32 protein-coding genes and 2 pseudogenes are annotated in these 26,101 nt (G+C 40.9%); 17 read left to right on the forward strand and 17 right to left on the reverse strand.

Annotation, left to right across the window (positions count from 1 at the left end; translation table 11 throughout):
- Nucleotides 1-224: 224 nt before the first annotated feature.
- From FRE64_RS18120 to FRE64_RS12850, 5 genes are all read right to left on the reverse strand, one after another.
- Complete coding sequence (locus FRE64_RS18120) at nt 225-347, reverse strand: hypothetical protein (RefSeq protein ID WP_281286876.1); 123 nt, start codon at nt 345-347, stop codon at nt 225-227.
- 2 nt (nt 348-349) lie between these two features.
- On the reverse strand, nt 350-559 hold the full coding sequence (locus tag FRE64_RS12835) for a transferase hexapeptide repeat containing protein (protein ID WP_146297361.1): 210 nt from the start codon (nt 557-559) through the stop codon (nt 350-352).
- 33 nt (nt 560-592) lie between these two features.
- Nucleotides 593-817, reverse strand: a complete 225-nt coding sequence (locus FRE64_RS12840) for a hypothetical protein (protein ID WP_146296593.1) — start codon at nt 815-817, stop codon at nt 593-595.
- Nucleotides 818-924: 107 nt separating this feature from the next.
- On the reverse strand, nt 925-1,188 hold the full coding sequence (locus tag FRE64_RS12845; protein WP_146296594.1) for a type II toxin-antitoxin system RelE family toxin: 264 nt from the start codon (nt 1,186-1,188) through the stop codon (nt 925-927).
- Nucleotides 1,188-1,403 (reverse strand): hypothetical protein, encoded by a 216-nt coding sequence (locus FRE64_RS12850; RefSeq protein WP_146296595.1) that lies wholly within the window; start codon nt 1,401-1,403, stop codon nt 1,188-1,190. Before FRE64_RS12850 ends, FRE64_RS12845 begins: the two co-directional genes overlap by 1 nt.
- 250 nt (nt 1,404-1,653) lie before the next feature.
- Here FRE64_RS12850 and FRE64_RS17545 point away from each other — a divergent pair, with 250 nt between their 5' ends.
- From FRE64_RS17545 to FRE64_RS17550, 3 genes are all read left to right on the forward strand, one after another.
- Entirely contained in the window at nt 1,654-1,845 is a 192-nt protein-coding gene (locus FRE64_RS17545) for a hypothetical protein (protein ID WP_186708824.1), read from the forward strand.
- Between the two features lie 214 nt (nt 1,846-2,059).
- The gene (locus FRE64_RS12860; protein ID WP_146296596.1) at nt 2,060-2,263 is read left to right on the forward strand and encodes a DUF2283 domain-containing protein; all 204 of its coding nucleotides are present in this window, start codon (nt 2,060-2,062) and stop codon (nt 2,261-2,263) included.
- Between the two features lie 12 nt (nt 2,264-2,275).
- Entirely contained in the window at nt 2,276-2,422 is a 147-nt protein-coding gene (locus tag FRE64_RS17550; RefSeq protein WP_186708826.1) for a hypothetical protein, read from the forward strand.
- Between the two features lie 41 nt (nt 2,423-2,463).
- Here FRE64_RS17550 and FRE64_RS12865 read toward each other — a convergent pair whose 3' ends face one another.
- Together FRE64_RS12865 and FRE64_RS12870 are read right to left on the reverse strand one after the other, a co-directional pair.
- A complete protein-coding gene (locus FRE64_RS12865) occupies nt 2,464-2,952 on the reverse strand; it encodes a DUF3368 domain-containing protein (RefSeq protein ID WP_146296597.1) in 489 nt (162 codons plus the stop codon).
- Nucleotides 2,943-3,197, reverse strand: coding sequence for a UPF0175 family protein (locus FRE64_RS12870; protein ID WP_146296598.1), 255 nt, complete (start codon nt 3,195-3,197; stop codon nt 2,943-2,945). The genes FRE64_RS12865 and FRE64_RS12870 overlap by 10 nt, the downstream gene beginning before the upstream one ends.
- 228 nt (nt 3,198-3,425) lie before the next feature.
- On the opposite strand from FRE64_RS12870, the gene FRE64_RS12875 reads away from it, so the two are divergent.
- Nucleotides 3,426-4,436, forward strand: a complete 1,011-nt coding sequence (locus FRE64_RS12875; protein WP_146296599.1) for an RNA-guided endonuclease InsQ/TnpB family protein — start codon at nt 3,426-3,428, stop codon at nt 4,434-4,436.
- A 433-nt stretch (nt 4,437-4,869) separates the two neighbouring features.
- Nucleotides 4,870-5,821 (forward strand): annotated as a pseudogene (locus tag FRE64_RS12880) (reverse transcriptase N-terminal domain-containing protein); the annotation flags it as partial.
- Between the two features lie 12 nt (nt 5,822-5,833).
- On the opposite strand, the gene FRE64_RS18320 reads toward FRE64_RS12880, so the two are convergent.
- The gene (locus FRE64_RS18320) at nt 5,834-6,409 is read right to left on the reverse strand and encodes an IS630 family transposase (RefSeq protein ID WP_390622272.1); all 576 of its coding nucleotides are present in this window, start codon (nt 6,407-6,409) and stop codon (nt 5,834-5,836) included.
- Nucleotides 6,410-6,414: 5 nt separating this feature from the next.
- Nucleotides 6,415-6,903, reverse strand: a complete 489-nt coding sequence (locus FRE64_RS18325; protein WP_390622233.1) for a helix-turn-helix domain-containing protein — start codon at nt 6,901-6,903, stop codon at nt 6,415-6,417.
- A gap of 140 nt (nt 6,904-7,043) precedes the next feature.
- Here FRE64_RS18325 and FRE64_RS12890 point away from each other — a divergent pair, with 140 nt between their 5' ends.
- From FRE64_RS12890 to FRE64_RS12905, 4 genes and pseudogenes are all read left to right on the forward strand, one after another.
- Nucleotides 7,044-8,363 carry an IS701 family transposase gene (locus FRE64_RS12890; RefSeq protein ID WP_146297260.1) on the forward strand — a complete coding sequence of 440 codons (1,320 nt, stop codon included), beginning with the start codon at nt 7,044-7,046 and terminating at the stop codon, nt 8,361-8,363.
- Nucleotides 8,364-8,521: 158 nt separating this feature from the next.
- Nucleotides 8,522-9,256, forward strand: a complete 735-nt coding sequence (locus FRE64_RS12895) for a group II intron reverse transcriptase (protein ID WP_246140317.1) — start codon at nt 8,522-8,524, stop codon at nt 9,254-9,256.
- A gap of 97 nt (nt 9,257-9,353) precedes the next feature.
- Nucleotides 9,354-9,737: pseudogene (locus tag FRE64_RS12900) on the forward strand (RNA-guided endonuclease InsQ/TnpB family protein); the annotation flags it as partial.
- Nucleotides 9,738-9,943: 206 nt separating this feature from the next.
- Nucleotides 9,944-10,147 (forward strand): hypothetical protein, encoded by a 204-nt coding sequence (locus FRE64_RS12905; protein ID WP_146296600.1) that lies wholly within the window; start codon nt 9,944-9,946, stop codon nt 10,145-10,147.
- Nucleotides 10,148-10,174: 27 nt separating this feature from the next.
- Here the strand turns inward: FRE64_RS12905 and FRE64_RS12910 are convergent, their stop codons facing one another.
- The gene (locus FRE64_RS12910) at nt 10,175-11,014 is read right to left on the reverse strand and encodes an Rpn family recombination-promoting nuclease/putative transposase (protein ID WP_146296601.1); all 840 of its coding nucleotides are present in this window, start codon (nt 11,012-11,014) and stop codon (nt 10,175-10,177) included.
- Nucleotides 11,015-11,259: 245 nt separating this feature from the next.
- On the opposite strand from FRE64_RS12910, the gene FRE64_RS12915 reads away from it, so the two are divergent.
- Nucleotides 11,260-11,535 carry a BrnT family toxin gene (locus FRE64_RS12915; RefSeq protein WP_146296602.1) on the forward strand — a complete coding sequence of 92 codons (276 nt, stop codon included), beginning with the start codon at nt 11,260-11,262 and terminating at the stop codon, nt 11,533-11,535.
- The gene (locus FRE64_RS12920; protein ID WP_146296603.1) at nt 11,519-11,788 is read left to right on the forward strand and encodes a BrnA antitoxin family protein; all 270 of its coding nucleotides are present in this window, start codon (nt 11,519-11,521) and stop codon (nt 11,786-11,788) included. The genes FRE64_RS12915 and FRE64_RS12920 overlap by 17 nt, the downstream gene beginning before the upstream one ends.
- Nucleotides 11,789-11,932: 144 nt before the next feature.
- Here the strand turns inward: FRE64_RS12920 and FRE64_RS12925 are convergent, their stop codons facing one another.
- The 6 genes from FRE64_RS12925 to FRE64_RS12950 all read right to left on the reverse strand — a co-directional run bounded on the left by FRE64_RS12925 (nt 11,933) and on the right by FRE64_RS12950 (nt 18,283).
- Nucleotides 11,933-12,157: a type II toxin-antitoxin system MqsA family antitoxin gene (locus FRE64_RS12925; RefSeq protein WP_146296604.1), complete on the reverse strand. Its 225-nt coding sequence runs from the start codon at nt 12,155-12,157 to the stop codon at nt 11,933-11,935.
- Complete coding sequence (locus FRE64_RS12930; protein WP_146296605.1) at nt 12,154-12,441, reverse strand: DUF4258 domain-containing protein; 288 nt, start codon at nt 12,439-12,441, stop codon at nt 12,154-12,156. The genes FRE64_RS12925 and FRE64_RS12930 overlap by 4 nt, the downstream gene beginning before the upstream one ends.
- 259 nt (nt 12,442-12,700) lie before the next feature.
- Nucleotides 12,701-13,309 (reverse strand): DJ-1/PfpI family protein, encoded by a 609-nt coding sequence (locus tag FRE64_RS12935; protein ID WP_146296606.1) that lies wholly within the window; start codon nt 13,307-13,309, stop codon nt 12,701-12,703.
- Nucleotides 13,310-13,363: 54 nt separating this feature from the next.
- Nucleotides 13,364-14,911, reverse strand: a complete 1,548-nt coding sequence (gene guaA / locus FRE64_RS12940) for a glutamine-hydrolyzing GMP synthase (protein ID WP_186709060.1) — start codon at nt 14,909-14,911, stop codon at nt 13,364-13,366.
- A 353-nt stretch (nt 14,912-15,264) separates the two neighbouring features.
- Entirely contained in the window at nt 15,265-16,710 is a 1,446-nt protein-coding gene (locus tag FRE64_RS12945) for a M16 family metallopeptidase (protein WP_146296608.1), read from the reverse strand.
- 16 nt (nt 16,711-16,726) lie between these two features.
- Nucleotides 16,727-18,283 (reverse strand): M16 family metallopeptidase, encoded by a 1,557-nt coding sequence (locus FRE64_RS12950; protein ID WP_146296609.1) that lies wholly within the window; start codon nt 18,281-18,283, stop codon nt 16,727-16,729.
- Between the two features lie 377 nt (nt 18,284-18,660).
- On the opposite strand from FRE64_RS12950, the gene FRE64_RS12955 reads away from it, so the two are divergent.
- Entirely contained in the window at nt 18,661-19,302 is a 642-nt protein-coding gene (locus FRE64_RS12955) for a TetR/AcrR family transcriptional regulator (RefSeq protein WP_146296610.1), read from the forward strand.
- 153 nt (nt 19,303-19,455) lie between these two features.
- Here FRE64_RS12955 and ribE read toward each other — a convergent pair whose 3' ends face one another.
- On the reverse strand, nt 19,456-20,142 hold the full coding sequence (gene ribE / locus FRE64_RS12960) for a riboflavin synthase (protein WP_146296611.1): 687 nt from the start codon (nt 20,140-20,142) through the stop codon (nt 19,456-19,458).
- A 191-nt stretch (nt 20,143-20,333) separates the two neighbouring features.
- On the opposite strand from ribE, the gene FRE64_RS12965 reads away from it, so the two are divergent.
- From FRE64_RS12965 to recF, 5 genes are all read left to right on the forward strand, one after another.
- Nucleotides 20,334-20,843, forward strand: coding sequence for a bifunctional nuclease family protein (locus FRE64_RS12965; RefSeq protein WP_146296612.1), 510 nt, complete (start codon nt 20,334-20,336; stop codon nt 20,841-20,843).
- Nucleotides 20,844-20,845: 2 nt separating this feature from the next.
- Entirely contained in the window at nt 20,846-21,976 is a 1,131-nt protein-coding gene (locus tag FRE64_RS12970) for an aldo/keto reductase (RefSeq protein ID WP_146296613.1), read from the forward strand.
- 295 nt (nt 21,977-22,271) lie between these two features.
- Nucleotides 22,272-23,660 (forward strand): RNA-guided endonuclease InsQ/TnpB family protein, encoded by a 1,389-nt coding sequence (locus FRE64_RS12975; protein ID WP_246140318.1) that lies wholly within the window; start codon nt 22,272-22,274, stop codon nt 23,658-23,660.
- 316 nt (nt 23,661-23,976) lie between these two features.
- A complete protein-coding gene (gene rpiA, locus FRE64_RS12980) occupies nt 23,977-24,684 on the forward strand; it encodes a ribose-5-phosphate isomerase RpiA (RefSeq protein ID WP_146296614.1) in 708 nt (235 codons plus the stop codon).
- 116 nt (nt 24,685-24,800) lie between these two features.
- Complete coding sequence (recF, locus tag FRE64_RS12985) at nt 24,801-25,940, forward strand: DNA replication/repair protein RecF (RefSeq protein WP_146296615.1); 1,140 nt, start codon at nt 24,801-24,803, stop codon at nt 25,938-25,940.
- Nucleotides 25,941-26,101: the final 161 nt, after the last annotated feature.

Raw genomic sequence — 26,101 nt, forward strand, 5'->3', positions numbered from 1 at the left:
TTTAAGACTTAATTGCTATTTTAGCGCGATGTTCGTAGAGGGATGACTTGGCCACATCGGGGTTTAGGATGAGAGGGAAGGCGCGATGTAGCGAAGCTACTTGCCTGCGGCAATCGCTGTTGGGGGATGAGAGGGAAGGCGCGATCGGGTTATAGCTGTAACTAACTTTCCCACTTAGCCACACTGGCAAAACCTTCTCCCCCCTTGGAAAAATCTTGTTACATTCAGGAGATTTGAGGATCTACTGTCCAATCTTCTATCCTTAAATCAGGAATTTTATTAAAATCGGCAACATTTCGAGTTAGTAAAAAACTGAAATGATCGGTATCGAGCAGATATTTCACCACTATTAACTCTCTTCCTCTTTCGGCTGATCTTGCTGACGGAAAAAACGCCCATACTCCAGAGCTTCCAAAAATGCTACTTCATCAGAAATTGAACCAATCAATTGTTCCAATCCCTCTTTAGAGGAGGGTTGGCTTTCTACCTTTTGTTGCAGCTCGGAAACGGTTTGCTCAAGTTTTACTAAACGTTGTTCTAGGTTTTTCTGGTCTAACATAGGCTTTTTGAGAGTTTCTTGTCGCCTTTTCATCTAGTTTAATCGATTATCAAAGAGTAGGGAAAAGTATTGGGGAGCGTGATGTCGCGAAGCTACTTGCCACAGGCGATCGCTGTTTTTGGGATAGGGGGAAAGCGCGATCGGGTATTGGGATAGGGAAGGAAGCGCGATTAGGCTACCGCCTATGCTTCGCAAACGGGTTTTTGAGGATGGGAGTAGCGCGATCGGGGGTTGGAAGGAGAGGGAAAGCGCGATCAAGTGTTTTGGAGATGGGGAAGGAGGCGCGCGATCGGGGGTTTTTGGGATGAGGCGCGATCGGGTGTTTTTGGAAGGAGAGGGAAAGCGCGATATTTATTTCAACGAATTTATATCTTGTAAATTTCCCGACGATGTCCAACTTTTTCAATAATAATTGTTTTTGAATTTTGATCAAAACTATAGATTACTCGATAATCACCCACTCTTAATTTATAAAATCCTGATAAATTTCCAGATAAAGGAAAAAAGTTAACTTGTTCAAAATTTTCTGCTAACCAGTTAATTTTCTTAATAATTCGCTTTCCTAATTTTGGTGGTAGCTTTTTCAATTCAGCTACGGCTTGGGTATCATATTGAACTGTATAAGCCATTATTCAATTCCCAATTCTTTCATTACCTCTTGGGAACTAACTAACTTGCTTTCTCCAGTTTGACGGGAATGTTGTCTTTTTTGTAACTCTTTTTGAATCTCAGGTCTAATTAATTTTCCCTCATCAGAATCAACTGATACTTCTTCAAGAACCTCATCTATTACTTCTCGAATTAATTCTTTTAATTCCTGAACTGTTAAATCTTTAACTTGCATCGTTCACTCCTTTTTTTCTACACTTCTAGGGCAAGAAAGCCATTTTGTCTTAATTCTCCTATTTATTTTAACTGATTTAAAAATTGGAGGAAGGCGCGATGTCAGTGTGAGACTTGCCTACGGCAATCGGGTTTTGGGGTGAGAGGGAAGGCGCGATTAGGCTACCGCCTATGCTACGCAAACGGGTTTTGGATGAAGGGGGAAGCGCGATGTAGCGAAGCTACTTGCCTACGGCAATCGCTGTTTTGGAATGAGTGGGAAAGCGCGATTAGGCTACCGCCTATGCTACGCAAACGGGGGTTGGGATGAAGGGGGAAGCGCGATCGGGGTTTGGGATGAGTTGGGAGGCGCGATCGCTGATCAGTTTTCAAAAATAGGGCTGAAAATGATAAAATTAATAGAATGGAGTTTGATTTATCTAAACACGCTCAAGAAGAACTAACGAAACGAAAAATTCCTTTGCGAGTTTTAGAGTTAATTTTAAATCATCCTAGTTAAATTATTGAGGAAGATAAACTAACAATTTATCAAGGTTTATTTACTGGTAATAATGGTAAGAAATATCTACTAAGAGTCTTTCTGAACACTACTGCGAAACCAGTAAAAGTAATTACAGTCTATAAAACTAGCAAAATCAGTAAGTATTGGAGGAACTTATGAAAATAAAATATGATGCCGAAGTTGATGTTTTGCGAGTTCATTGGTCAAATGATTCTATTGAGGAAAGTGACGAAACTGAACCTGGTGTAATTCTAGATTATAACGAGAAAGGAATAGTGATTGGTGTGGAAGTTTTAAACGCTTCTCAAACCGTAGAAAACTGGCAAAAAATACAAGAAATAAAGCTTGAAAGTTGTTAATTCAATGCACAAGTGAAGCCTAATCGTTGTTTTTTGGGAATGAGAGGGAGTAGCGCGATTGGGTGTTGGGGTGAGAGGGGAAGCGCGATCGGGGTTTGGAATGGGGAAGGAAGCGCGATTAGGCTACCGCCTATGCTTCGCAAACGGGTTTTGGGGTGAGGGGGAGTAGCGCGATTTTGGGGATGGGAAGGAAAGCGCGATCATTCTCCAGCTCTTGCTTTTAACAAACTAATCACTTCTTCCGATAGCCATAAACCAGAATCTTGTAAGGCTTTTAATCTTGGTGTCACTGAGGAAATTAAGCCTTTGCGCTTGGCTAAAACAATCATTGCGCCTGTTCCTAATGTAGGAATATTAAAAGTTTTTGCACATTTTCTTGCTGCCATATCATCTACCATTGCTGTATAGTCAAGGTGAGTGAGAGCGTAGCTAAGAACCTGTGATTCTCCAACACCTAAATCCCATGCTTCTATCTTCCGATGAACTCTTTCGAGTTTTCTATAATTAATCCATTTCGTTTTCGGTAACATCTGTGCTGCATCATCTAATTGTCCAGGGATAACAATTTCGTCCCAAACGCCTTGTGGAATAACAATTTCTTGAAACAGTTGAGGTAAAAGTTCTGCTTGATTGCTTTTAAATAAGGTGATCAACGGTGAAGCATTAACAACCACTTTAGCTATTGCCACTGATTTAACTCCTCAGTTAATTCAGCTTCAGTGTATTGAAAAACAGAAACTTTGTATCGATTTAAAGCGTTGATAAAATCTGCTCTTGTTAAACCAGCAACTTCAGCACCTTTCCCTTGTGAAATTTCTCCTAATTCGTACCATTTGACAGCAGCAGCTACTCGCATTTCTTGGACAAATTCATTGGGTGCTTTGCGAAGGGCTGAAAATGCTGTTTCTGGTAGCTCTACTTCAACTTTTGCCATTTTTTCAGTGATTTGACTAGATTGATGACTCTTAACTGAATGTTAGCGTAAAAGACAAATATTGTTAGTTTTTATCTTGATGCGATGAGAAGATGCTCACGCTTTGCTCCGCCCCATTATACCGTCAGGTTAATGGGAGATGAATCGTCGCCCAAAAAAATAAAGTCCGACAGGACAACCTTAAATCTTTTGTGTTAGCATTAATTTAACCACAAAGTTTAGCATAAGATGTTTGTTTTAGAGTTTAAGGTCAAAGCCAAAAAAACTCAATATCAAGCCATTGACGAAGCAATTCGGACGACTCAATTCGTACGAAATAAGTGCATTCGTTACTGGATGGATAATCAAGGCGTTAATAAATACGCTTTGAATAAGCTCTGTAAACAATTAGCAGAGGAGTTTCCTTGGGCTAAAGAACTAAACTCTATGGCTAGACAGTCCGCTGCTGAACGGGCTTGGTCTGCAATTAGTCGGTTCTACGATAACTGTAAAAAAGGGATTAAAGGTAAAAAGCGAGTGCTTAATTCGGAGGTCTCCTCCGAATGTAAGAAGCACTCAAGAGGATATCCTCAGTTCCAGAAAAACAACCGCAGTGTCGAGTATAAAACTTGTGGTTGGAAACTGGACTTAAACACCCGAAAGCATATAACTTTCACTGACAAAAAAGGCATTGGTCGGGTGAAATTAGTTGGAACTAGAGACCTCCATTTCTATCATCCTGATGAAATTAAACGAATTCGATTAGTTCGTCGTGCTGATGGATATTACTGCCAATTCCTCATCAATACAGAAGTCAAAGAACAATTAGAACCAACTAAAAGAACCATAGGATTAGATGTTGGTTTAGAATCTTTCTACACTGACTCTGATGGTCATAAAGAGCCTAATCCTCGTTTCTTTAGAGAGGGGGAACAGAAATTAAAACGGCTTCAACGCCGTCTTTCTAAGAAACAGAAAGGATCATCTAATCGAAGAAAAGCTAGACAGAAGTTAGGGAAAGCACATTTAAGAATAAGTAGGCAACGTAAAGAACATGGGAGTGCGACTCGTTGGATGGTGAAGTGGCAGGGGTTTCATACCTCTTTTCGAGCCATCCCAGACGAAAACTCCCCTTGGAGTCCGTCTGAACTCTATCTCCTTATTGGTGAGGCTCATCTGCCAAGTCCAATCATTCCAGTGTGCGGAATGACATCGCTACCCTTATCAAAGCGTTGGTTACGTGAAGATAAAGCAGGGTAGTTAAATGTGGGATAAGTCCAAACTCTAGGACGACCTCCTGCTAGAACGTGACTATGACTAGGAGACGAACTTACGCCTGAACCATAGTAATCTTTACCCTGAGAAAGGAGTTGACACTCAGGACACAAAAAGTGAAAACGGTTGGATTTAAGCATTGGCGTTCTTAAATCGCACATCAAAGTAACCGTCGGTGGATAGTAAGGGTCTAAGGTCACAAACAAAGGAAATAGGGAACGAGTTAACCCTTCAGATATCTCTCAGTCAAGGTCGATAGACTGAGTAGCCAAACCAAAGGCGCAAAAATCTGGGTCATCTGTCAGGATACCGAAGGGTGGGATTGAGTTAGAAGCGAACGCCCTCTATAAAAAGAGGGATATGCTGACGAACTCACTGTAAGACAAAAGATAGAGGTACTCAGTAGAGTTGATAAGTTATGAGACAGTCCTCTGGGCTAGTTACTAAATATAGACGATGGTTTTGGCTTTCCTTCTTAACCTTCCGAATGAATGACCAGACGTGGTTATGGCGGAATATAAACTGGAAGAAAGTTGAAGTCAAAGTTTTTAAGCTCCAAAAGCGCATCTATCAAGCGTCCCAATGTGGTGATGTCAAAAAGGTTCGTAAACTCCAAAGATTGTTGTCAAAGTCCTTTTACGCAAAGCTGTTCGCAGTGAGAACCGTATCGCAGGACAACCAAGGAAAAAGAACGGCTGGTGTGGATGGTGTTAAATCGTTAACCCCTCCCGAAAGGTTGACCTTGGCTGGTTCACTTCAATTTGCAAATAAATCAAAGCCTGCTCGAAGAGTGTGGATACCAAAGCCCGATGGTTCTAAACGCGGATTAGGGATTCCGACTCTTTATGAACGGGCAAAGCAAGCTGTACTAAAAATGGCTCTAGAGCCAGAATGGGAAGCAAAGTTTGAACCTAACTCTTATGGATTCAGAAAAGGACGGGCTTGTCACGATGCCATAGAAACAATATGGAATGGATTAAGGATTAAGGGCAAATACGTCCTAGATGCAGATACATCCAAATGTTTCGACCGTATCAACCATGATTACTTACTACAAAAATTGAATACATCTCCGACCTTCGCTCGTCAAATCAGAGCGTGGTTAAAAGCAGGGGTCGTGGATGGTGGGTCGTTATTCCCCACAGAAGAGGGGACTCCACAAGGCGGGGTCATTTCTCCGTTATTAGCAAATATAGCCCTTCATAGCCCTTCATGGGCTAGAAACCGCAGTCAGGGAATACATTGTCAACCAACCTCCCGAAAAGGTGGGGATAAAAGGTAAACGGGACAAATTGAGAACCCTTGACTTTGTAAGATACGCAGATGATTTTGTGTTAATGCACTGGAATCGGGAAATTATGGAGGAATGTAATATGAAATATCTAAATGTTTGCTACAGATAAAGCATTGAGAATAAAGTCCCATCCAGTGATCTGAGTAATCACTTGAGAACTTAATTTTGATAAGATTTTGGAAAGTCGCTTTCTTAAATCATCTAAATCGGGAAAGAATTCCCATTTCAAAGGTTTCTTAATTTCTTGCCATAATCGTTCAATGGGATTAACTTCTGGGGAATAAGGTGGTTGGAAAATTAAAATGACATTATCAGGAAGTTGTAACTCTAACCAAGTATGGCAACGACTGTTATCAACTTGTATTAAGTGTAAATCGTCAGGATATTCTTGAGCAAACCAGCTTAAATACTGCTCAAAGCAAAGACCATCAAGATGAGAAAATTCTCTGAAAAAATTCTCTCCCGTTCTCGGTTCCACTAAACCGTACAACCATAAATAATCAAACTTCCACTGTTTTTTTCCTGTCGGTTGAATTCCTTTACCTGTAATTTTTGTATCGTGAAGTGTGATTAACCCGATTCGAGATTCATCTTGGCACCAATATCTAATGTTTTGATATCGTTTAACCTTTTCTGAATTAGCTTCTAGTTGGGTTGTAACAATTTCACTTAGTTTTTTTTAAAAGCTTCCGGTGCTCCCAATTCCTGTTTGCTATGAACTGGACGTGGCACTTTCAGTTTTCCTTCTAAACCATAGCGGACTCGTTTATGAACAGCACTATAACTAATATCAATATCTTGAATTAACTGAAGCCATGTTTGAATTTCCTTATAACTAGAAAATCCTTCTGGATCTTCTAGTTCTTGGATTAATTTTTTTTCTACTGATGGCGTGATTTTAGGGACTCGCCCAGGACTTTTCTTAACTTCTAAAAGACCTTTGAGACCTCCTTTGCGATATTTACTGAGCCATCTTGATACTGTCGTTCGGTGTTTTCCGATTAGGGAGGCGAGCGCGCCGGTACTTCTGACTTGGTTCGTTTTCAGCCAATACAAGACTTGGATTCGTTCTTTGACTTCACTGTTTTGGGAGAAGTTGAGCTGTTTTTTAAGCTCTTGAGCTGACTCGGCAATCTCAATTTTAATGACACCTGCCATAGCTAATCTCGATTACTAACAATCTCTCCCTCTATTTGTAGCATACACAGTTCCATTTCATATAACCCTCTTTTGTCATTTTCCGAGATAAAATGATAAGAAAGGAAAAGTAAGAATAAAGAGGGAAGCGACTGCTCATGATGGATGTAGCTTTACAGATTCGTCAACACCTACCGCGAGACCCAGAACCTACTAGCGCGATCGTAGACAACTATTGTGGTTACTATCAAGACCTGTTTCAAGATGTGAGAAATTATGAATGCTTTAAATTTTTACATTTAGGACTCATCGCACCGATTAAACGAAAATCTCTACCAGAAATTGCCAAAGTCGTCGGGATTACTTCTGCACAATCTCTACATCACTTCCTTGCTAACTCACCTTGGTCAGTAGAACAATTAAGAGAAAGAAGATTACAAAAAACTAAAGAAGCCTTAAAGGGAAAAGCAATCACCGTCATTATTGATGAAACTGGAGATAGAAAGAAGGGAAATCGTACCGATTATGTCGCTAGACAATACTTAGGAAGTTTGGGCAAAATTGACCAAGGAATCGTCTCGGTCAATGCTTATGGAGTGTATCAAGATATCACTTTCCCCTTAAAGTTTAAGGTATTTAAGCCCAAAGGAACTCTCAAACCAGGGGATAAATACCAAACCAAGATTGAATTAGCCATAGAACTGATTCAAGAGTTAATTGATTTTGGCTTTAACATTGACCTAGTTTTAGCAGATAGCTTGTATGGAGAAAGTAGCAATTTCATCAATACTTTAACTCACTATCAGCTCTCCTATGTAGTAGCAATTAGAAGTAATCATAGTGTCCTACTGCCCCCAGGACAAAGGGTAAGAGCCAATAAATGGTGTCAATTTACTCGCACCTTTAGTGATAACAGTTCCGAAACCAGATACATTCGAGAAATTGTTTATGGCAAGAGACGAAAAATCACTTATTGGGATCTCACCACTGACCCAGAAACTTTGCCCAGTAATGGGACCTCTTTTGTTATGACCAATCTTCAAGGGAAGGTCAAGAAAAAACTAGGAGACCTTTACGGTTTAAGAACTTGGGTGGAATATGGATTTCGCCAATGTAAGCAAGAATTGGGTTGGAAAGATTATCGTTTCACCAAGTTTTCTGAGATCGAGAAGTGGTGGGAAATCATTTACTGTGTTTATTTAATGGTGAGCTTACAAACGCCAGGTTTTAGCTCTTTTGAGCAAGATGAAGACAGTGATGATAAGACACAACCATCAACAAGTAATAATTCTCCTCAACATCCCAATTGGAGGAAGGGAAATAGCTGGAAAGATGCCTTACATAACCTACGTTTAGTTATGGAACCATGGTTCTTATTTTGGTTAGTTGTCCCTTGGCTAGAGATGTTTAATAATGACCACTTATTATTGGGGTTTCAGCATTTATTTTCTTCTGTTCATCAAGTTAAAATAGGTTTTTAAGAGTTGATTAGAACTCATTATTTTTTACTTCTTGCTTCGGAAAGTGACAAAAGAGGGATAAAGTAATAATTGAGGATTTTCTCTCTAAAATTGGTTGTGAACTGAAACCATCGAAAACACGCCTTTGCCATACCGCCAAAACTGTAGAAGATGATACAGTGGGTTTCGACTTTTTGGGATTCACAATACGACAGTATGAGGTAGGAAAACATCAGCATGGCAAGAAAAAATCTAATTTAATGACAATAATCAAGCCCTCGGACGAAAAGGTGAAGCTACATTATCAAAAGCTGGCTGATACCATCGACCGTCATCAAGCATCAAAACAGATAGATTTAATTAAAGAATTAAATCCTATCATCAAAGGATGGTCTAATTATTACTCAGCCTGCTGTAGTTTTGAAACCTTTACAGACCTAGACTATAAAATATGGTCAAAACTTCGTCGATGGGCAAAACGCCGACACCCCAATAAAGACTGGGAATGGGTAACTAAGAAATACTGGAGACAAGCTGTTGAAGGTAGGAAAGATAAATGGGTCTTCTCGTTAACAGATGGACTCTACCTAGAAAAGCATAGCTGGACACCACATAAAGATTACGTGAAAGTGAAAGGAGATGCTTCACCGTTCAATGGGGACTGGCGTTATTGGAGTTCCAAAATGGGTTCATATCCTGACGTAAAGGTTGAAGTTGCAAAACTTCTTAAAACCCAAAAAGGAAAGTGTGCAATTTGCGGACTACACTTCCAAGATGGAGACTTGTGGGAGGTTGACCATATAACGCCTCGTAGTAAAAAGGGTAAGAACACCCTAAGCAATAAACAACTTCTCCATCGACACTGCCATGATGTAAAATCTCGTAATGATGGTAGTTACGAGGGATGTGCCTAATGACAATAGGTTGTCTTAGAGAGGAGCGAAGTGAAGGGAAACTTTCATGCTTCGTTCTGAAGACCAGTAGGGAGGGCGACTTCCCTGCTGAGTTTAACTGAGACTGGCGCGTTGCGTAGTGAAGTCTAACGACCTCATCGCCTATGAAAACTTAAGTGTGTCTAACATGGTTAAGAACCACTGTCTCGCTAAGTCAATCTCAGATGTAGGCTGGTATCAATTCCGAGTCTGGTTAGAGTATTTTGCACAAAAGTTTGGGAAAGTAGCGGTGGCTGTTCCTCCTCACTACACTTCTCAAGAATGCTCTAACTGTGGTCGAATTGTGAAAAAGTCTCTATCAACTAGAACCCATGCTTGTCAGTGTGGGACTAAATTGGATAGAGATGAAAATGCCGCGATTAACATTCTGAGAGAAGGACTCCGTACAGTCGGGCGGACTGGAACGGCCCCCTCTCTTTCTCCCCCAGTGGGGGAGATGTAAGAGGGGGAAACGCTTGTGGAGAGACCCGCCTCTACTTCAGTTGTTTCCGAACAATTGGGGCAAGCGGACTCGTCTGCTGGAAACCTAGTTTCTAGTAGTTAGAAGCAAGAATCTCCCACTATAATCTCTGATTTAGTGGGAGAGCGTCAACCTCGTTACCTGAATCCGCAAAAAGATGATCACTTGATAATAATCGCTGTTTTGGGATGAGGAGGGAAGCGCGATTAGGCTATCGCCTATGCTACGCAAACGGGGTTTGGGATGAGAAGGAAAGCGCGATCGGGGTTTGGATGAAGGGGGAAGCGCGATCGGGATTTTGGATGATGAAGGGAGTAGCGCGATCGCTATTTTTGGGGGATGGGGAAGGAAGCGCGATCGGGTTTTGGGATGAGATGAGGAGCGCGATGTAGCGAAGCTACTTGCCTACGGCAATCGGGTTAAGATTGTTTTTTCTTGTTAGCCTCCTTTTTTACCATCTCTAGAGGTAAATCCAACCACTGCGCGATCGTATTTAACTCAACACCAGAGTCTAGCATTCTTGATACTGCCTCTAGCTTCCCTTCCTGTTTCCCTTCTAGTTTTCCTTCCTGTTTCCCTTCTAGTTTCCCTTCCTGTTTCCCTTCCGTAAACACTTCTTGATAAAATCTTGTCTGTTTTAAATCATCAACCCCTAACATGGCAGCAATCTCCTTCCGACTCATTTTTGGAAACTTATAAACCATAATACTCTCGATTAAGTCTATAATATCATTTCTGAGTTTTGTCTCCTTTACTTCTCTAGAAACTGACTCTAATAGCCTTTGCGCTTGTTGTGAAACTTCCGTTTCTTTTGAAGTAATTAATTTCACTAAGCGCACTCCCAAAGGACAATTTTCTCCTTCCTCTAATTCATCAAGATAAATTCGCCTCACTTGCTCCAAATTTAACAACGGTTGGAAATGAGGTTCACTATTTCTTTCTATAGTGCGAGTCGGATAAATCACTACTACTTGCCAAGGATGCACAGGCTGATATTGTTTGATATATAGAAAAAGTTCAGAAAAAATGCGAGAATAAAGTTGCTCATCAGGTTGGAACTGCACTTCTACCACATAAAATGGGTCTTTTTTGTTGCCACTGCTAGGAAAAAAGATACCGTCAATGCGAAACGCTAATTGCTTAACTTCTACCGAGGTAAACTGATAATTGCAATCAGCTTGAGATGAACCAGAAAGAAGTTCAAAAAATAATTGCGGTCGTATTTGGAATAATCGGTAAAAAAGGCTGTCTGTCTTCAACTTCTTGGATTTAGTAGCAGTTAATTATCGTTTTAGGTTATCACACCTTTAGTCATAATGAAGTTAATCGCTACTTGGAAGGAGGGGGAAAGCGCGTTTGCGAAGCATAGGCGGAGCCTAATCGGTGTTTAGGGTGAGGGAGGGAGTAGCGCGATCGAGAATAACGTCAAAAGATTAAGTGAGCTGTTGCAAATTGGTAAATCCTTGTACAATAACAAAGAATTGATTTTCGGTATATACTAGAAATGAAGTTTGAATGGGATGAGAACAAAGCGAAATCCAATGTTGTTAAGCATGGTATTACCTTCTTAGAAGCAGTAACAATTTTTGCTGATCCTTATCTGTTATTTACCGAAGACTCTCAGCACTCTCAAAAAGAAGAAAGAGAATGGGCAATTGGAGAAACAGAGAACGGTTCACTAATTGTTGTTGTATTTACAATTCGTGATGAAAAAATTAGGATTATAAGTGCAAGGAAAGCAAGTAGAACTGAGCGAAAGCAATATGAACAAGGAATCTGAATTCCCCTTTGAAAGAGCAAGACGAGTTACTTCACAAGAACACGAACAATTTAAAGAAGCAATTTCATCTCAATTTGGAATTAACTTAAAAAATAGAGGACGACCCCCTAAAAATCAAGAAGAAAAATATGAGCCAATTTCGATTAGAATCCACCCGAAAGTGCTGGCTTGGGCAAAAGAAGAAGCAAGCAGGAGAGGAATTGGTTATCAAACGATTATTAATGAAATTCTGCTAAAGCAAATTCGTGAATAGTTTTAAAGCTTATCCTTAGCCACTTGCGATCGGGGTTTGGATGAAGGGGAAAGCGCGATCGGTTTTGGAGATGGGGAAGTAGCGCGATTAGGCTACCGCCTATGCTACGCCAACGGGTTTTGGGATGAGTACAATGAGCAAAAGTTAGGCTGCAAATTGTCGAACTTCTAACTGTGTTCCGTGCGCGATCGCGTTTTCTGCCTGTTCTAACAATAAATCAGTTGTCTGCTCACTTAAGTAATACTCACCACAATTTTCACAGACTTCAGCAGGGACATTTTTAAAAATTAAAATAACTCCCTCCCTTTCTAAAGGAACTGTCACTTTACCCTGCTTAATTTCTCCTTGCTGGCAAATTGAACATTTCATGTTTTCTTTCTCCTCTTATAATCTAATTCCCAGAGTTCAGAATTGGGTTGATAAGTTGTAATAATGTAAGCTCTTCTTGTTTTAAAGTCGAAGCCCACCACCACATGAATGGGATGATCAGAAACGAAACCTAAAAATAAGTAACTTGGATAAGGAGAGTCATCAAGATATGCTCTAATTACTTCCCCTGCTGAAAGAACTGTTTTTACTTCAGCTTTGCTAATTTTCCGAGAAAACATTTGCTTAATCGCATGGCTAGAAAAAATTAACTGCTCATATTCCATGCTGTCTTAATATCTTCTTGTTTCCCTCACCCTTATTGTCGTTAATTATTTTAGCAGAAGGGCTGAGAATCCTACGACTACAACTCGCGCGTTCCTTTGCGCCGTACGACGGCGCAGGGTCACTCGTCAATTTTAATTTAGTCGGTAGACGGGGCGTATAAACCTCCGACCCAACTTGAATCGAATTCAAGTTGGAATGCACCTAGTGCATTCCGCACATCTGGGGAGACCCCAGATAACAGCCCCTCATGAATAGCAATTAGCTTACACCAACCGCAGTCCGTTCACTGTGTTCTACTTTCGTGCCTAGTACCTCTAAAAACTTTTTCAGCCACTGGGGATGCGCTGGCCAAGCGGGTGCAGTGACTAAGTTACCATCCACCATTGCTTCTTCCACAGGAATAGAAACATATTCTCCCCCTGCTTGCTTAACATCTGGACCACAAGCGGGATAAGCGGTGCAACGTTTTCCTTGCAGTACCCCAGCAGCAGTTAGCACTAATAGCCCATGGCATAGAGTAGCAATGGGTTTATTCGCTTGGTCAAAGTGACGAGTGATTTCTAAAACACGCTCATTTAGACGGATATATTCTGGGGCACGCCCTCCAGGAATAACTAACGCATCGTAATCGTTAGGATTAATGTCATCAAAGTTGGCATTAAGGGTAAAATGGTGACCTGGTTTTTCAGTATAGGTTTGATCTCCTTCAAAATCGTGAACTGCCGTTTTCACATTCTCTTCTGCTTTTTTATCGGGGCAAACCGCATGAACCGTATGACCAACAGTTTGTAGAGTTTGGAAAGGCACCATCACTTCGTAATCTTCGACAAAGTCACCCACTAGCATTAAGATTTTTTTGCCTTCCATAGCACTATGGCTCCTATTTAACTCTATTTTTCATCATTTTGCCACAAACTTAAACTATTCCCACTCAATCGTACCGGGGGGCTTAGAAGTGACATCATAAACCACACGATTCACCCCTTTTACCTCATTCACAATGCGATTAGAAATACTTTCTAATAAGTCATAAGGAACTCGTGACCAATCGGCAGTCATGCCATCTTCACTGGAAATTAACCGTAAAACCACAGGATGGGCATAAGTTCGTTTATCTCCCATCACCCCAACACTGCGAATGGGAAGTAGAACCGCAAAGGCTTGCCAGAAATCTTGATAGCATTTTTGCTTTTTAATTTCATCTCGCACCACAAAGTCTGCATCACGAAGAATATTTAATCGTTCAGCAGTGACCTCCCCAATAATGCGAATCGCTAATCCCGGACCTGGGAAGGGATGCCGTTGGATAATTTCTTCTGGTAAGCCCAGAGAACGTCCTACTTTACGAACTTCATCCTTAAACAGTTTTCGTAGGGGTTCTACTAGCTTAAAGCGTAAGTCTTCTGGTAAACCGCCTACATTGTGATGACTTTTAATTTTAACGGCAACTCGTTCTCCAGTTTTAGGGTCAATATTAGTATCAGCGGACTCAATGACATCTGGATAGAGGGTTCCTTGGGCAAGATAGTCAAATGGCCCCAATTCACGAGATTTTTCTTCAAAAACTTGAATAAATTCGCCTCCGATACGGCGACGCTTTTCTTCAGGATCACTTACTCCTTCTAATTGGGCTAAAAACCGATCGCGCGCATTCACATATTCAACAGGGATATGAAAACGATCCTTAAAAATTTCAATCAGGCGTTCTGGTTCCCCTTTCCGCATGAAACCTTGATCAATAAACATACAAACTAATTGATCCCCAATGGCTTTATGCAGGAGAAAAGCAAGGGTGGAAGAATCGACCCCACCAGAGAGAGCCAGTAAAACCCGTTTATCTCCTACTCGTCCTCTCACTTCTCGGACTGCTTCTTCTACAAAGGCTTCTGGAGTCCAACTGGGTTCACATTGACAAACTTTATAGACAAAGTTTCGGATCAAAACTGCTCCGCCAACGGAATGGACAACTTCTGGGTGAAATTGCACCCCGTACTGTTTTTTCTCAGGATTCGCGATCGCGGCACAGGGGGTATTATCCGTATGGGCTAAAATTTCAAATCCCTCTGGAAGTTCCAAACAAGAGTCACCATGACTCATCCACATCGTTGCCCCATCTTCTACCCCCGGAAATAAAATCTCTTCGTTATCAATATGGAGAGATGCTTTTCCATATTCGGCTCTTTCAGCACGTTTGACAGTTCCTCCCAGTTGTTGAACCATCACCTGCATCCCATAGCAAACCCCAATTACAGGAATGCCTAATTCCCAGATTTTGGGATCAATCGTGGGTGCGCCTTCATCATAAACGGAACTCGGGCCCCCAGAGAGAATAATGCCATGGGGGTTTAGGTGTTGCAGTTGTTCGGCAGTGGTGCGATAAGGAAGAACTTCCGAATAAACTTGTGTCTCGCGGATACGACGAGCGATTAATTCTGAATATTGCGAGCCAAAATCCAGGATCGCGATCATTTGGCGGTTGATGCTGCCTGTAATTTCGGCTTGTTCAATGGCTGCGCTTTTTGGAGAAGAGTCAGTTGAGGTAGTCACGGTAATTGCAGAAACGTCTTAGAAGTTATGCCGATGAGAGGAGGTAGTGAAGGTTAAGTAACTATAGCTTGCACAACAAGAGCCACTACTATAATTACCTAATTATCACCACCAGTAAAAGGGTATTCCTACATTGTAACAAGAAACACCTCGTAATAATTCTTAAAACTTTCCTAAACTTAACAAATTAGAGCAGACTGAGACAACTCATCCGTACTCCCAAACTGAATTTAGGAGCCTGCGGATGACCGTTGCTCAACTACTGCAAGTGTTGTTTAATTGATTGACTTGTGAGTTACCGGCTGTCCTAACTCTTCTAGAGAGGGATCAATTCCATCAGGATTTCCGACAATTAAAGTCGTCATTTCCTCTGGTTTTAAGTAAGTTTGAGCCACTCGTTGCACATCTTCTTTGCTGGTTTCTCTGATGCCTTCTTGAAGTTGGAAAATAAAGTCATCAGGATAGTCATAGTAGTTATAGCGCATTAGCCGAGAGAGGGTTTGCTCGTTACTCTCAAAGTTAAAGATAAAGGAATTGAGAATAGACTCTTTGGCATACGCTAACTGATCCTCAGATAGGAGATCCTCTTGAACTTTGGTAATTTCATTTTGGATGGATTGAATAAAGGGAACGGTGGTTTCAGAACTGGTTTGCCCCCCTGCAACAAAATAACCTGGGTAGTCGTAATTCGCTCGCCAAACGCCATAAACAGAATAAGCTAATCCTTGGCGCGATCGGACTTCATTATATAACGTGCCACCAAAGCCATTTAATGCACCATTTATGACTCTGAGAGTGGGATAGTCGGGGTTATCTAAAGTGCCAGCCAAATGTCCCATTTCCACATAAGATTGGCTTAATTGCGGTTTTTCTACCAGATGAACGCCGCCAGTGGTTGCTTGTTCTACGTCTGCAAGTTCATAGTTAGGGGTGGGAGTCGTAACTTCCCAATTACCAAAGGCTTCTTGAGCGCGATCGCGCATTTCCTCACTGTCAAAATCTCCCACAATCCCTAAAATCATCTCTTCTGGGCGAAAATAGCTTTCATAAAAGGCGATCACATCTTCACGGGAAATATTATCTAAGGTTTCATACTCCTCTGTGCGAGCATAGGGACTGTCTTCCCCATAAACTAATTTTTTAAATTCTCGATCTGCAACATCTCCGGGATCATCATCTCGTCGGGAAATTCTCCCTTCTGCTTGTTGTTTGGCTAAAGCAAATTGTTGCTCATCAAAAGCAGGGCTTTTAATTACCTCAGCAAATAAATCAAAGACTTGGTCTAAATCTCCCGTTAAACAATCAAATTCTGCACTTCCTGAAGTGGTATTAATGGAAGTTTCAATAGAAGCTGCCCGTTGCTCTAATATTTGATTTAACTCATTAGGAGAATAATTTTCTGTACCACCCTGACGCATTAAACTCCCAGTGAGTGAAGCTAGTCCCACTTTATCGGCTGGTTCTAAGCGCGATCCAGTCCGAAAAATCGCTGTTCCTGTTACGAGGGGAAAGTCATGATCTTCAATTAAATAAAGGGTTAAACCATTATCTAGTTGAGTGGTCGTATAATCAGGTAATCTTATCTCTGGTGGCGGTGAAAATTCTAAGTCTGTGTAGTGTTTTGGCTCTTTTGAGGCAGCATTAGCAAACAAATCACTATTGCAAATAATGACAAATAGTGAGACAAAAATTGCTATCATTAACCATTTTAATTGTTTCATTTTTTCCTTCGTCATATTAGTTATTTTCTGATAAAATCCGTCCAATGGTGCGATTATTTTCGGTAAACGTATCTTCAGCAACTCGCTGGATATCTTCAACGGTAACGTTAGCAATGGCTTCTAATTCAGCAAAAAGATTTTCCCAATCTCCTGTTTTCCCTTCATATTCTGCTAGCTGTCTTGCCATTCCTTGATTAGAATCTAAATCGCGTAATAAATTTGCCTGTAATTGTGTTTTCACGCGCTCCAATTCTTCTTCTGAAACCAATTCAGTTTTTAATTTTTCAATTTCAACTGTTAATGCTTCAGACACTTCCTCTAAGCTCGTATTAGGGGCAGTTAAGGCATAAAATAAGACTAAATTAGGAAACTTATTACCTGGAAAACTGCTTAAACCCTGAGCCGAAAGAGCGACCTGTTTTTCTTCAACTAAAGACTGATACAATCGGGAAGTTCGACCTGCACTTAAAAGGCGACCAATTACTTCATAAACCACATGATCCTCATGATCAATGGCAGGGCGGTGATATCCTTCAAAATACCAAGGTTGCGAAGGTAGCGTAACATCAACTTCCCGTACTTCTGTTTGCGGCGGCTCTTCAGTGGTTACTTCTGGAGGAGATGGGCGACTGGGAAAGCGACCAAAATAAACATCTGCTAATTCTTTTACTTCTTCAGGATCAACATCACCTACGATCGCGATCGTTAATTTTTGCGGAACATAGTAAAGATCAAAAAAATCTTGAATATCTTGACGGGTGGTACTGCGGATATCTTCTTCGTAACCAATCACTGGATGTTGATAAGGGTGAGTGGTAAAGGCTGTACCTAAAAAATTCTCTACCATTTTACCAACAGGAGAATTATCAGTTCGTACTCGTCTTTCTTCTAAAACTACTTGTTGTTCACTAAAAAAGTCTCTAAAAACAGGGTCTAAAAATCGTTCTGACTCCAAAGACATCCAGAGTTCTAACTTATTCGCTGGAAACCGAGAAAAATAAACCGTATAATCCGCAGCAGTGGCAGCATTTAAGCCCACTCCTCCTTCTCGTTGAACAATTTGACCAAATTCATTGGGCTTGACATATTGTTCTGCTTCAGCTTTTAATTCTTCGAGTGAGGCTTCTAACTCAGCAATTTTTTCTTCATCCCCCTCATTTTGAGCTGTTTGCAATTGCTGATGAACCTGATCTAACTCTTGGAGAACCTCTTGTTCTTCCTCATAATTGGTCGTTCCGATTTTACTAGTTCCTTTGAAGGCTAAATGTTCTAGAAAATGGGCAACTCCCGTTTTGGTGTTTTCCTCATTAGCACTTCCCACATCAACATAAGTGACAAAGGAAATAACTGGGGCTTCTGAGTCTGGAAGAATTACAAATGTCATGCCATTATCTAGTTCATATTCCGTTACGCGATCTTTGACTCGTTCTAAATAAGGCTGAATATCTGTAGGATTACCCACAGCTTGCGCTGGATTAAGTCCCCATCCTTGCCAAGTGATTAAAATAGACAGTAGGGTTGCAATTATTCGTTTCACAATTGTTTTGTTACCTCCGAAGGGATTGATGAACATAGCGGTGATTACGAAGCACAGATTAGAGTTGAATTACTAGAAACACTGACGAGTTTTCTGTTCGCTCTATCCATGATAAGTCACTAATAATGCTCTGAAAACTATTGTTACACGGTGATTCCTTCATGACAGCTTCCTGATTATGTTGAACCTTATACCAGTTAAAGCGCGATCAAAGGAAAAAGAGTTTAATTTAGCCAATTTTGTAGCTTGAGTAATCTGCTGAAATTGACTAAGATTAATGAGATTAAATAACTAACCGATCAACTAATTGCTAATTAATCTTATTAGTCGTTTATATCGACTTCTGTTAAAGTAGATTCAAACTCTGTAACGTTCTTTATCTCTATCAATGAGAAACCATAAATAACCGACTTATGCAAGCGTTCCGTCAGCAAATTGCCCAACTTACTCAATCCCATAGTTCAGAAGAAACTGTGCGCGATCGCGTCTTAAAAACAGCTCAGCGTCTATTTGCCAACAAAGGCTATGAAGCAACTACCACAAAAGATTTAGCAGCTCAAGCTGGAATTTCCGAGGGGACGCTATTTCGGCATTTTGAAAATAAAAAAGCGATCCTTGTGGAAGTGGCCACCGAAGGCTGGGTAGAAATTCTCACTGACTTACTCACTGAGTTAAGTGAAATGGGGAGTTACAAAGCCGTCGCCCAAGTAATGAAACGGCGAATGTTTCGACTCCATGAAAATGGAGAATTATTGCGAGTATGTTTCTTTGAAGCTCAATTTCATCCTGAATTGAGAGAACGTATTCAATCAGAAGTAATCGCCAAAATGACTGATGTGACAGAAGCCTTTTTTGAAACCGCTATGGAACGAGGCATTTATCGCCGTATGAATCCTCGTGTTGTTGCCCAAGTCTTTTTGGGAATGTTTACCATTGCTGGCTTTTCTAATGATACGATCATCGAATCTGATGCGCCGCCTCAGGCAATGAAAGAAATGGCAGAAGGAATTGCTGATATCTTTCTCAATGGAGTCTTGGCAGAACCTGAATATTAATTACTTTTTCTTCAAAATGTGCTATAAGTAATAAAAAAGGATTTAAAGTCAGCTACGGTTCTTTTAGGACTAGGGAGCAAACATCTGGGCAGGGCAAAATTAGAAAATACTCTTTCCAAAGAATAATCAACCCAACTTTCCGCTCAAAGCCCCCTAAAGATAACCATGTTCAGCCAGAAAAGAAAGGCTAATATCAGTTTCAGTCGTCTCACCTGAGCGATGATTGAGTAATTTATTCACATATTTCCCTAAGATATCACTTTCGAGATTTACCCAATTCCCTTCTTGCAGACTGGAAAGATTTGTTTCTTGATAGGTTAGCGGAATCACTGCACATTGAAACCAACTGCCATTCGGATCACAATCAGCAATGGTTAAACTAATGCCATTAATCGCAATACTCCCTTTTGGGATTAAATAACGGGCAATATTATTATTCCAAACTTCAGACAAACCACTAACAGCACTAAAAGTCATTTCCCAACTGCGTTCAGTTGCCACAGATTGAATTAAACGCCCCACTCCATCCACATGACCGGTGACAAAATGTCCTCCTAACTTTGCCCCTACTTGCAGTGACGGTTCTAAATTGACATAAGCGCTACTCTCACTACGAAAACCTAAAGTTGTACGCTGGAGAGTTTCTGGGGAAGCTGTCGCTACAAAACCATCAGGTAAAAGACTTTCTACCGTGAGACACACCCCATCAACCGCAATGCTATCGCCCATAATTAAGTTTTCTAATAGGGAATGCGCTTGGGCTGGGGGAATACTAATTTTAAATTGATCACGCCCGAGAGACTGTATAATACCTTGTGCTTGAATTAATCCTGTAAACACAGCTTGATCCTTAAAGAATGGGATTTAACGACTAAAAAAGAAAAATTAACGCCGATTTTGGCTAAAGACAGAAGTAGGAGGAAAACAACCGAGAAAGTACAATAGAGGATGATCGGTGCTTAAACTTAGTGTACCGTATCACTCAATTAATCAACATCAATGCTGACAGCAATCAAAAAGAGGCGAAGCTGATGATCGAAATGAAAGTTGCCGGAATTGCCTTAGATGCCGTAACGCGAAGTCCGATCGCGCTTTTAAAAGATAGTTCTGAGCGTCGTGCGCTCCCCATTTACATCGGACAAGATCAAGCTAAGGCGATTATGGCAGCCATAGAAAACCAAACTCCCCCCCGCCCTCTCACCCATGATCTAATGGTCAATATTTTTGACAGTTGGGAAATGACTGTGACTCGGGTGATTGTCCATGCTCTACAGGATAATACCTTTTATGCTCTTTTGTGTCTGCAACAAGGAGAAAATACCCGAGAAATTGATTGTCGTCCCAGTGACGCGATCGCGATCGCAGTCCGCACCGATGCTACGATCTGGGTAATGGAGGAAGTCATTGCAGAAGCATCTATCCCCGTTGATCGAGATGCCGACGAAGAAGAGAAAAAAGCCTTTCGAGAGTTTATATCTAACCTCAGTCCTGAAGACTTCATCCGTGGCAGTTCATCAAAAAACAACGAAGAATCAACTTAATCATGGAATATCGGCGGTTCGGAAAAACCAATCTTCCCATTTCCGTTTTTTCTCTGGGAACGATGCGTGGCTTAAATGATCCCTCCTCATTCACTGCTGTTCTAGAAAAAGCCCTGCAATCGGGAATTAACCACCTTGAAACCGCTGCTGCCTACGGAAAAAGTGAAGAATACATAGGTCAAGCCCTTAAACACTTTAATATTCCTAGACAAGATTTCTACCTAACAACTAAATTTTCTCCCACCCCTGACCCCGAAAAAATCGCAACACAACTAGAAAATAGCCTCGAAAAACTACAAGTCGATTACATTGATAACATCGCCCTTCATGGCATCAACACCGAAGAACACCTACGCTGGGTCACTCAAGAGAATAGTTGTTTACGTCCCCTACAACAAGCCCAGAAAGAAGGCAAAATTGGCAATATTGGCTTCTCTACCCATGCCCCCTTAGAGGTCATTCTCAAAACCCTTAACACCAATTTATTTTCTTTCGTTAACCTTCATTATTACTACTTTTGGCAACGCAATGATCCCGCCGTTTCCCTCGCCCATGAAAAAGATATCGGGGTTTTTATTATTTCCCCTACCGACAAAGGGGGGCAACTTTATGCACCACCTGAGAAACTAAAACAATTATGCACTCCTTTTTCCCCGCAATGGCTAAATTATCGCTTTCTCCTCAGTGATCCTCGTGTGAGTACCTTAAGCCTTGGGGCTGCCTTTCCTGATGAATTATACCCGGCACTAGAAGTCGGGAATGATCTCTCTCCTCTCCAAACCGAAGAAAAAGCTGCATTTAATCGCCTCGAACAGGAACTAGAAACCACCTTAGGAGAGAATAAATGTAGTCAGTGTTATGAATGCTTACCCTGTCCAGAAGAAATTAACATTCCTGAAGTATTGCGACTCCGCAACTTAGCCGTTGCCTATGATATGACAGGCTTTGGTCAATATCGTTATGGAATGTTTGAAAACGCTGGTCATTGGTTTCCAGGGAGAAAAGGTAACCGTTGCACCGAATGTGGCGAGTGTCTCCCTCGTTGTCCCGAAAACTTAGATATTCCGAATTTACTTCAAGATACTCATCAGAGACTTAATGGTTCTCCCCGCAGAAGACTATGGGAAGAATAATTGACCAGTGAACTACGCACTCTGATCTGTTTAAGGATAAATCCCTCAGGAATCGGACGGGAAAGAACTAACTTTAGCAAGATGGGCGAGAATCCCCCATCTACATTGCCTGCGATTAGGTGGGGATGAATCGCCATCAATCGAGGGGGTTCAATACCCCTGAGATTGATAACTTCCTGATCTGTTCTCTTATTACTTCATTTTGGCTTCTTCCCTTATGTTTGCAGTAAGAGAGAAGCTGTTGATGTTCTTCTTCAGTACATCTTAAAGTCATTTTTTTCATAGTGTTGTCGAGATGGTGGCATTATGTTATAACCAATTTATCACAGAAAAGACAGATACCGCAATGCGATTTTCCTATCAGTATCGCCTAAAACCTGACAAAGAGCAAATAGCCAAGATTGAGAAATGGCTAGAATTATTAAGGTGTCAATACAACTACCTGTTAGGTCAACGCTTTGATTGGTGGAAAACTCATAGAACGGCTGTCAATTCTTGTCCTTTAATCTGTCATCTTCCAGAATTATCTGACCGTCCCACCTATTTCTCTCAAAAACAAAGTCTAACTCAGCTTAAAAAAGATAGACCTTGGTATTGCCAAATCCAGTCACAAGTCCTTCAAGACTGTGTTAAAAGAGTTGATTTGGCTTTTCAACGTTGGCTTAGGGGGGATAAGAGTGGGAAGAAATCAGGAAAACCTAGATTCAAAGGAAAAGGACGTTATCGGACTATACTTTTTCCGCAAGTTAAAGCTAATTGTGTCCAAGATAATCAGATTAATTTACCTAAATTTGGGACAGTTAAGTTCATTAAGCACCGCCCGATTCCTGATGGTTTTAAGATTAAAACAGCACAAATAACTAGGAAAGCTGATGGCTATTACTTGACACTTTCTCTCGAAGATACAAACGTACCAGAATCAACTATAGATATAACTCCCACCTCAGAGAATACGCTAGGTATTGATATGGGCTTAAAAGATTTTTTGGTAACTTCTGAAGGTGAAAAAGTAGAAATCCCTCAGTTTTATCGAAAAGGACAAGAAAGACTCAAAAAGCTACAGCAGAAGGTATCTCGTCGTCAGAAAGGAAGTAAACGCTATCAAAAAGCAGTCAAGCAACTTGGAAAACATCATCAAAAAGTTGCTAGACAGAGAAAAGATTTCCACTTTAACACTATTAAATTAATTCTTAATCAAGGAGATGTCATTGCCCATGAAAAACTCAACATTAAGGGACTTGCTAAAACTAGACTAAGCAAATCAATCTATGATGCTGGTTGGGGAAATTTTCTGAGTAGATTAGCTGTCAAAGCCGAAAATGCTGGACAGTTAACGATAGAAGTTAACCCCAAAAATACATCACAGAATTGTTCAGGTTGTGGCAAGAAAGTTCCGAAAAAGCTATCGGAAAGAATCCATAACTGTCCTCATTGTGGGTTATCAATGGATAGAGATCAAAACGCAGCTAGAAATATAAGAAATTTGGCGGTAGGGATGAACGCCAGTAGTAAAGCTCAGTTACGAACCGAAGCGCAAGAGAAAGGTGCTGCTGAGAAGCCAAGGGGCTGTCGTCTGGACGCAGCGACGCAGGAGCGAAGCGACGAGGAAGTGAGGATTTCCCCAGACGTTTATACGCCCCGTCCAACCACATCACGAAGTGATTGGTTGTGGGTAATTCACTGATAGTTGAGACTAAGCATTTTGGAAATCAACCGTTATTTGTAATATATAGCACTATATGATTGAGGATATCCTCTCGGACTTCTATTTTTGGTGACGATTCATGATAGGCTGTCGTCTGGACGCAGCGACGCAGGAGCAAAGCGACAAAAAAGTGAGGATGCCCCCGGACATGAGGAATGCACCTAGTGCATTCCCACTTGAATTAAATTCAAGTTGGGTCGGAGGTTTATACGCCCCGTCCCTCATTAACCTTATCGCTATAATAATGAGGGCATTCTCGTCACATTAAAGGTAAAAAATACAATTTATTAGAATTATGGCAGACACTGATCTCTCAAAAGTCATGAAGCAGGAAGTCGGAAAAGCGGCTGCTGATCGGGTACAATCCAACACAATTGTCGGATTAGGAACCGGTTCTACCACTGCTTTTGCGATTCAGTTTATCGGGGAAAGATTACAACGGGGAGAACTACAAAATATTCAGGGGATTCCCACCTCGTTTCAAGCAGAAGTCTTATCTAAACAGTATGGCATTCCGTTAACCACCTTAGATGCAGTGGATCATATTGATGTTGCCATTGATGGCGCTGATGAAGTTGATCCCAATAAGAATTTAATTAAAGGCGGTGGCGCAGCCCATACCCGAGAAAAAGTGGTTGACTCTCTCGCTAATCAGTTTATTGTCGTGGTGGATAGTGGCAAATTAGTGGATAAACTTGGTTCTACTTTCTTATTACCCGTAGAAGTTATCCCCATGGCTATTACCCCTGTCATGCGAAAATTAGGGCAATTAGGCGGTAAACCAGAATTACGCATGGGCGTGAAAAAAGCCGGCCCTGTGGTGACAGATCAAGGCAATTTAGTGGTTGATGTCAAGTTTGATGACATTGCCAATCCAGGAGAATTAGAGAAGGAAATTAATAACATTCCAGGGGTTTTAGAAAATGGCTTATTTGTCGGCGTAGCTGATGTGGTTTTAGTAGGAGAAGTAAAAGGCGATCAAACGAATATTCGCGAATTTTAATCAGTTATGGAGAGGGGGATTAATATTAATTGTTTGTCCTTTGTCCTTCGTCCTTTGTTGTTTGTAAACTAATGACCAATAACTAATGACTAATGACTAATGACTAATGATCGAAAGTGTACTTAGAACAACTGCATCTGACTCGCTTCCGAAATTATTTTAATTGTTCTGTAGCATTTGAAGCACAGACAATTATTTTATTGGGAAATAATGCCCAAGGGAAATCAAATCTCTTAGAAGCAGTGGAATTATTAGCCACCTTAAAAAGCCATCGTACCAGTAAAGATCAGGATTTAATTTTCCAAAATGAAGCTATTGCCCAAATCGAAGCAGTAGTTAAACGCTTATATCGAGAGAATACGTTAACATTAACCTTACGTCAAAAAGGAAGGCGAACAGTTGCCCTTGATCGAGAAAAGCTACGGCGAAAAACTGATTTTTTAGGTGCTTTAAATGCAGTACAATTTTCGAGCTTAGATTTAGATTTAGTTCGCGGTTCTCCTGATAAACGTCGTAATTGGTTAGATGCTTTATTAATACAAATTGAACCGATTTATGCCTATATTTTACAAGAATATAATCGAGTTTTACGACAACGAAATGCCTTATTAAAAACAATCCGAAAATCTCTTTATGAAGTAAGTGAAAGTAATCAGGTTGACAATTCCACTTGGGAACAATTAGCCTTATGGGATGCCCAACTCGCTGCGAATGGATCACGAGTAATGCGAAGACGGGCAAGAGTTTTAGAAAGATTAACTCCGATCGCGCAAAAATGGCATAATCAAATTAGTGATCATACCGAACAATTAAATCTCATTTATACCGCCAATGTTACTTGGTCAGAAGATGATCCTCAACAAGTCCAACAAGCCATATTAGATCGGATCAAACTTCGTCAAGCCGCCGAACAAAATTTGGGAACCACCGTAGTTGGGCCCCATCGCGATGAAGTAGAATTTAATATTAATGAAACCCCAGCCCGAAGTTATGGTTCACAAGGGCAACAAAGAACCCTCGTATTAGCCCTAAAATTAGCGGAATTAGAACTAATTGAAACAGTGGTAGGAGAACCCCCCTTATTACTGTTAGATGACGTTTTAGCGGAATTAGACTTGCAACGCCAAAATCAACTTCTAAGCGCGATCGCGAATCGGTTTCAAACCATTATTACCACCACTCATCTCAACTCATTTGATCAGCAATGGCTAAAATCCTCACAAGTGTTAACCGTTGACAATGGAAGTTTATCCTAATGCAACGAGAAAATCCCCACTCCTGTAAACCCAATATAATCTTTGATTTACGAAAGTGATCATGTTGATCCTACCCTATCCAAGCCAGGGTCAGCCGAAAAAGGCTTTTGTCGATTAGGAAGATTCATCAAATAGATTGAGAGTTCTTATCCAGATTAATT

Origin of the sequence: Euhalothece natronophila Z-M001 (assembly GCF_007904085.1) — a bacterium.
Classification (GTDB): domain Bacteria; phylum Cyanobacteriota; class Cyanobacteriia; order Cyanobacteriales; family Rubidibacteraceae; genus Halothece; species Halothece natronophila.

Coding starts and splice junctions, on each gene's coding strand:
- FRE64_RS12975 (WP_246140318.1), top strand. CDS start 22,272: ATGGTGGCATTATGTTATAACCAATTTATCACAGAAAAGACAGATACC.
- FRE64_RS12850 (WP_146296595.1), bottom strand. CDS start 1,403: ATGCAAGTTAAAGATTTAACAGTTCAGGAATTAAAAGAATTAATTCGA.
- FRE64_RS12930 (WP_146296605.1), bottom strand. CDS start 12,441: ATGGAATATGAGCAGTTAATTTTTTCTAGCCATGCGATTAAGCAAATG.
- FRE64_RS12905 (WP_146296600.1), top strand. CDS start 9,944: ATGAGGAGGGAAGCGCGATTAGGCTATCGCCTATGCTACGCAAACGGG.
- FRE64_RS12920 (WP_146296603.1), top strand. CDS start 11,519: ATGAACAAGGAATCTGAATTCCCCTTTGAAAGAGCAAGACGAGTTACT.
- FRE64_RS18325 (WP_390622233.1), bottom strand. CDS start 6,903: ATGGCAGGTGTCATTAAAATTGAGATTGCCGAGTCAGCTCAAGAGCTT.
- FRE64_RS12935 (WP_146296606.1), bottom strand. CDS start 13,309: ATGGAAGGCAAAAAAATCTTAATGCTAGTGGGTGACTTTGTCGAAGAT.
- FRE64_RS12965 (WP_146296612.1), top strand. CDS start 20,334: ATGATCGAAATGAAAGTTGCCGGAATTGCCTTAGATGCCGTAACGCGA.
- FRE64_RS12970 (WP_146296613.1), top strand. CDS start 20,846: ATGGAATATCGGCGGTTCGGAAAAACCAATCTTCCCATTTCCGTTTTT.
- FRE64_RS12950 (WP_146296609.1), bottom strand. CDS start 18,283: ATGTTCATCAATCCCTTCGGAGGTAACAAAACAATTGTGAAACGAATA.
- FRE64_RS12890 (WP_146297260.1), top strand. CDS start 7,044: ATGGATGTAGCTTTACAGATTCGTCAACACCTACCGCGAGACCCAGAA.
- FRE64_RS12845 (WP_146296594.1), bottom strand. CDS start 1,188: ATGGCTTATACAGTTCAATATGATACCCAAGCCGTAGCTGAATTGAAA.
- guaA (WP_186709060.1), bottom strand. CDS start 14,911: ATGATCGCGATCCTGGATTTTGGCTCGCAATATTCAGAATTAATCGCT.
- FRE64_RS12945 (WP_146296608.1), bottom strand. CDS start 16,710: ATGAAACAATTAAAATGGTTAATGATAGCAATTTTTGTCTCACTATTT.
- FRE64_RS12860 (WP_146296596.1), top strand. CDS start 2,060: ATGAAAATAAAATATGATGCCGAAGTTGATGTTTTGCGAGTTCATTGG.
- FRE64_RS12925 (WP_146296604.1), bottom strand. CDS start 12,157: ATGAAATGTTCAATTTGCCAGCAAGGAGAAATTAAGCAGGGTAAAGTG.
- FRE64_RS12915 (WP_146296602.1), top strand. CDS start 11,260: ATGAAGTTTGAATGGGATGAGAACAAAGCGAAATCCAATGTTGTTAAG.
- FRE64_RS12955 (WP_146296610.1), top strand. CDS start 18,661: ATGCAAGCGTTCCGTCAGCAAATTGCCCAACTTACTCAATCCCATAGT.
- FRE64_RS17545 (WP_186708824.1), top strand. CDS start 1,654: ATGAGTGGGAAAGCGCGATTAGGCTACCGCCTATGCTACGCAAACGGG.
- FRE64_RS12875 (WP_146296599.1), top strand. CDS start 3,426: ATGTTTGTTTTAGAGTTTAAGGTCAAAGCCAAAAAAACTCAATATCAA.
- FRE64_RS12870 (WP_146296598.1), bottom strand. CDS start 3,197: ATGGCAAAAGTTGAAGTAGAGCTACCAGAAACAGCATTTTCAGCCCTT.
- rpiA (WP_146296614.1), top strand. CDS start 23,977: ATGGCAGACACTGATCTCTCAAAAGTCATGAAGCAGGAAGTCGGAAAA.
- FRE64_RS12835 (WP_146297361.1), bottom strand. CDS start 559: ATGTTAGACCAGAAAAACCTAGAACAACGTTTAGTAAAACTTGAGCAA.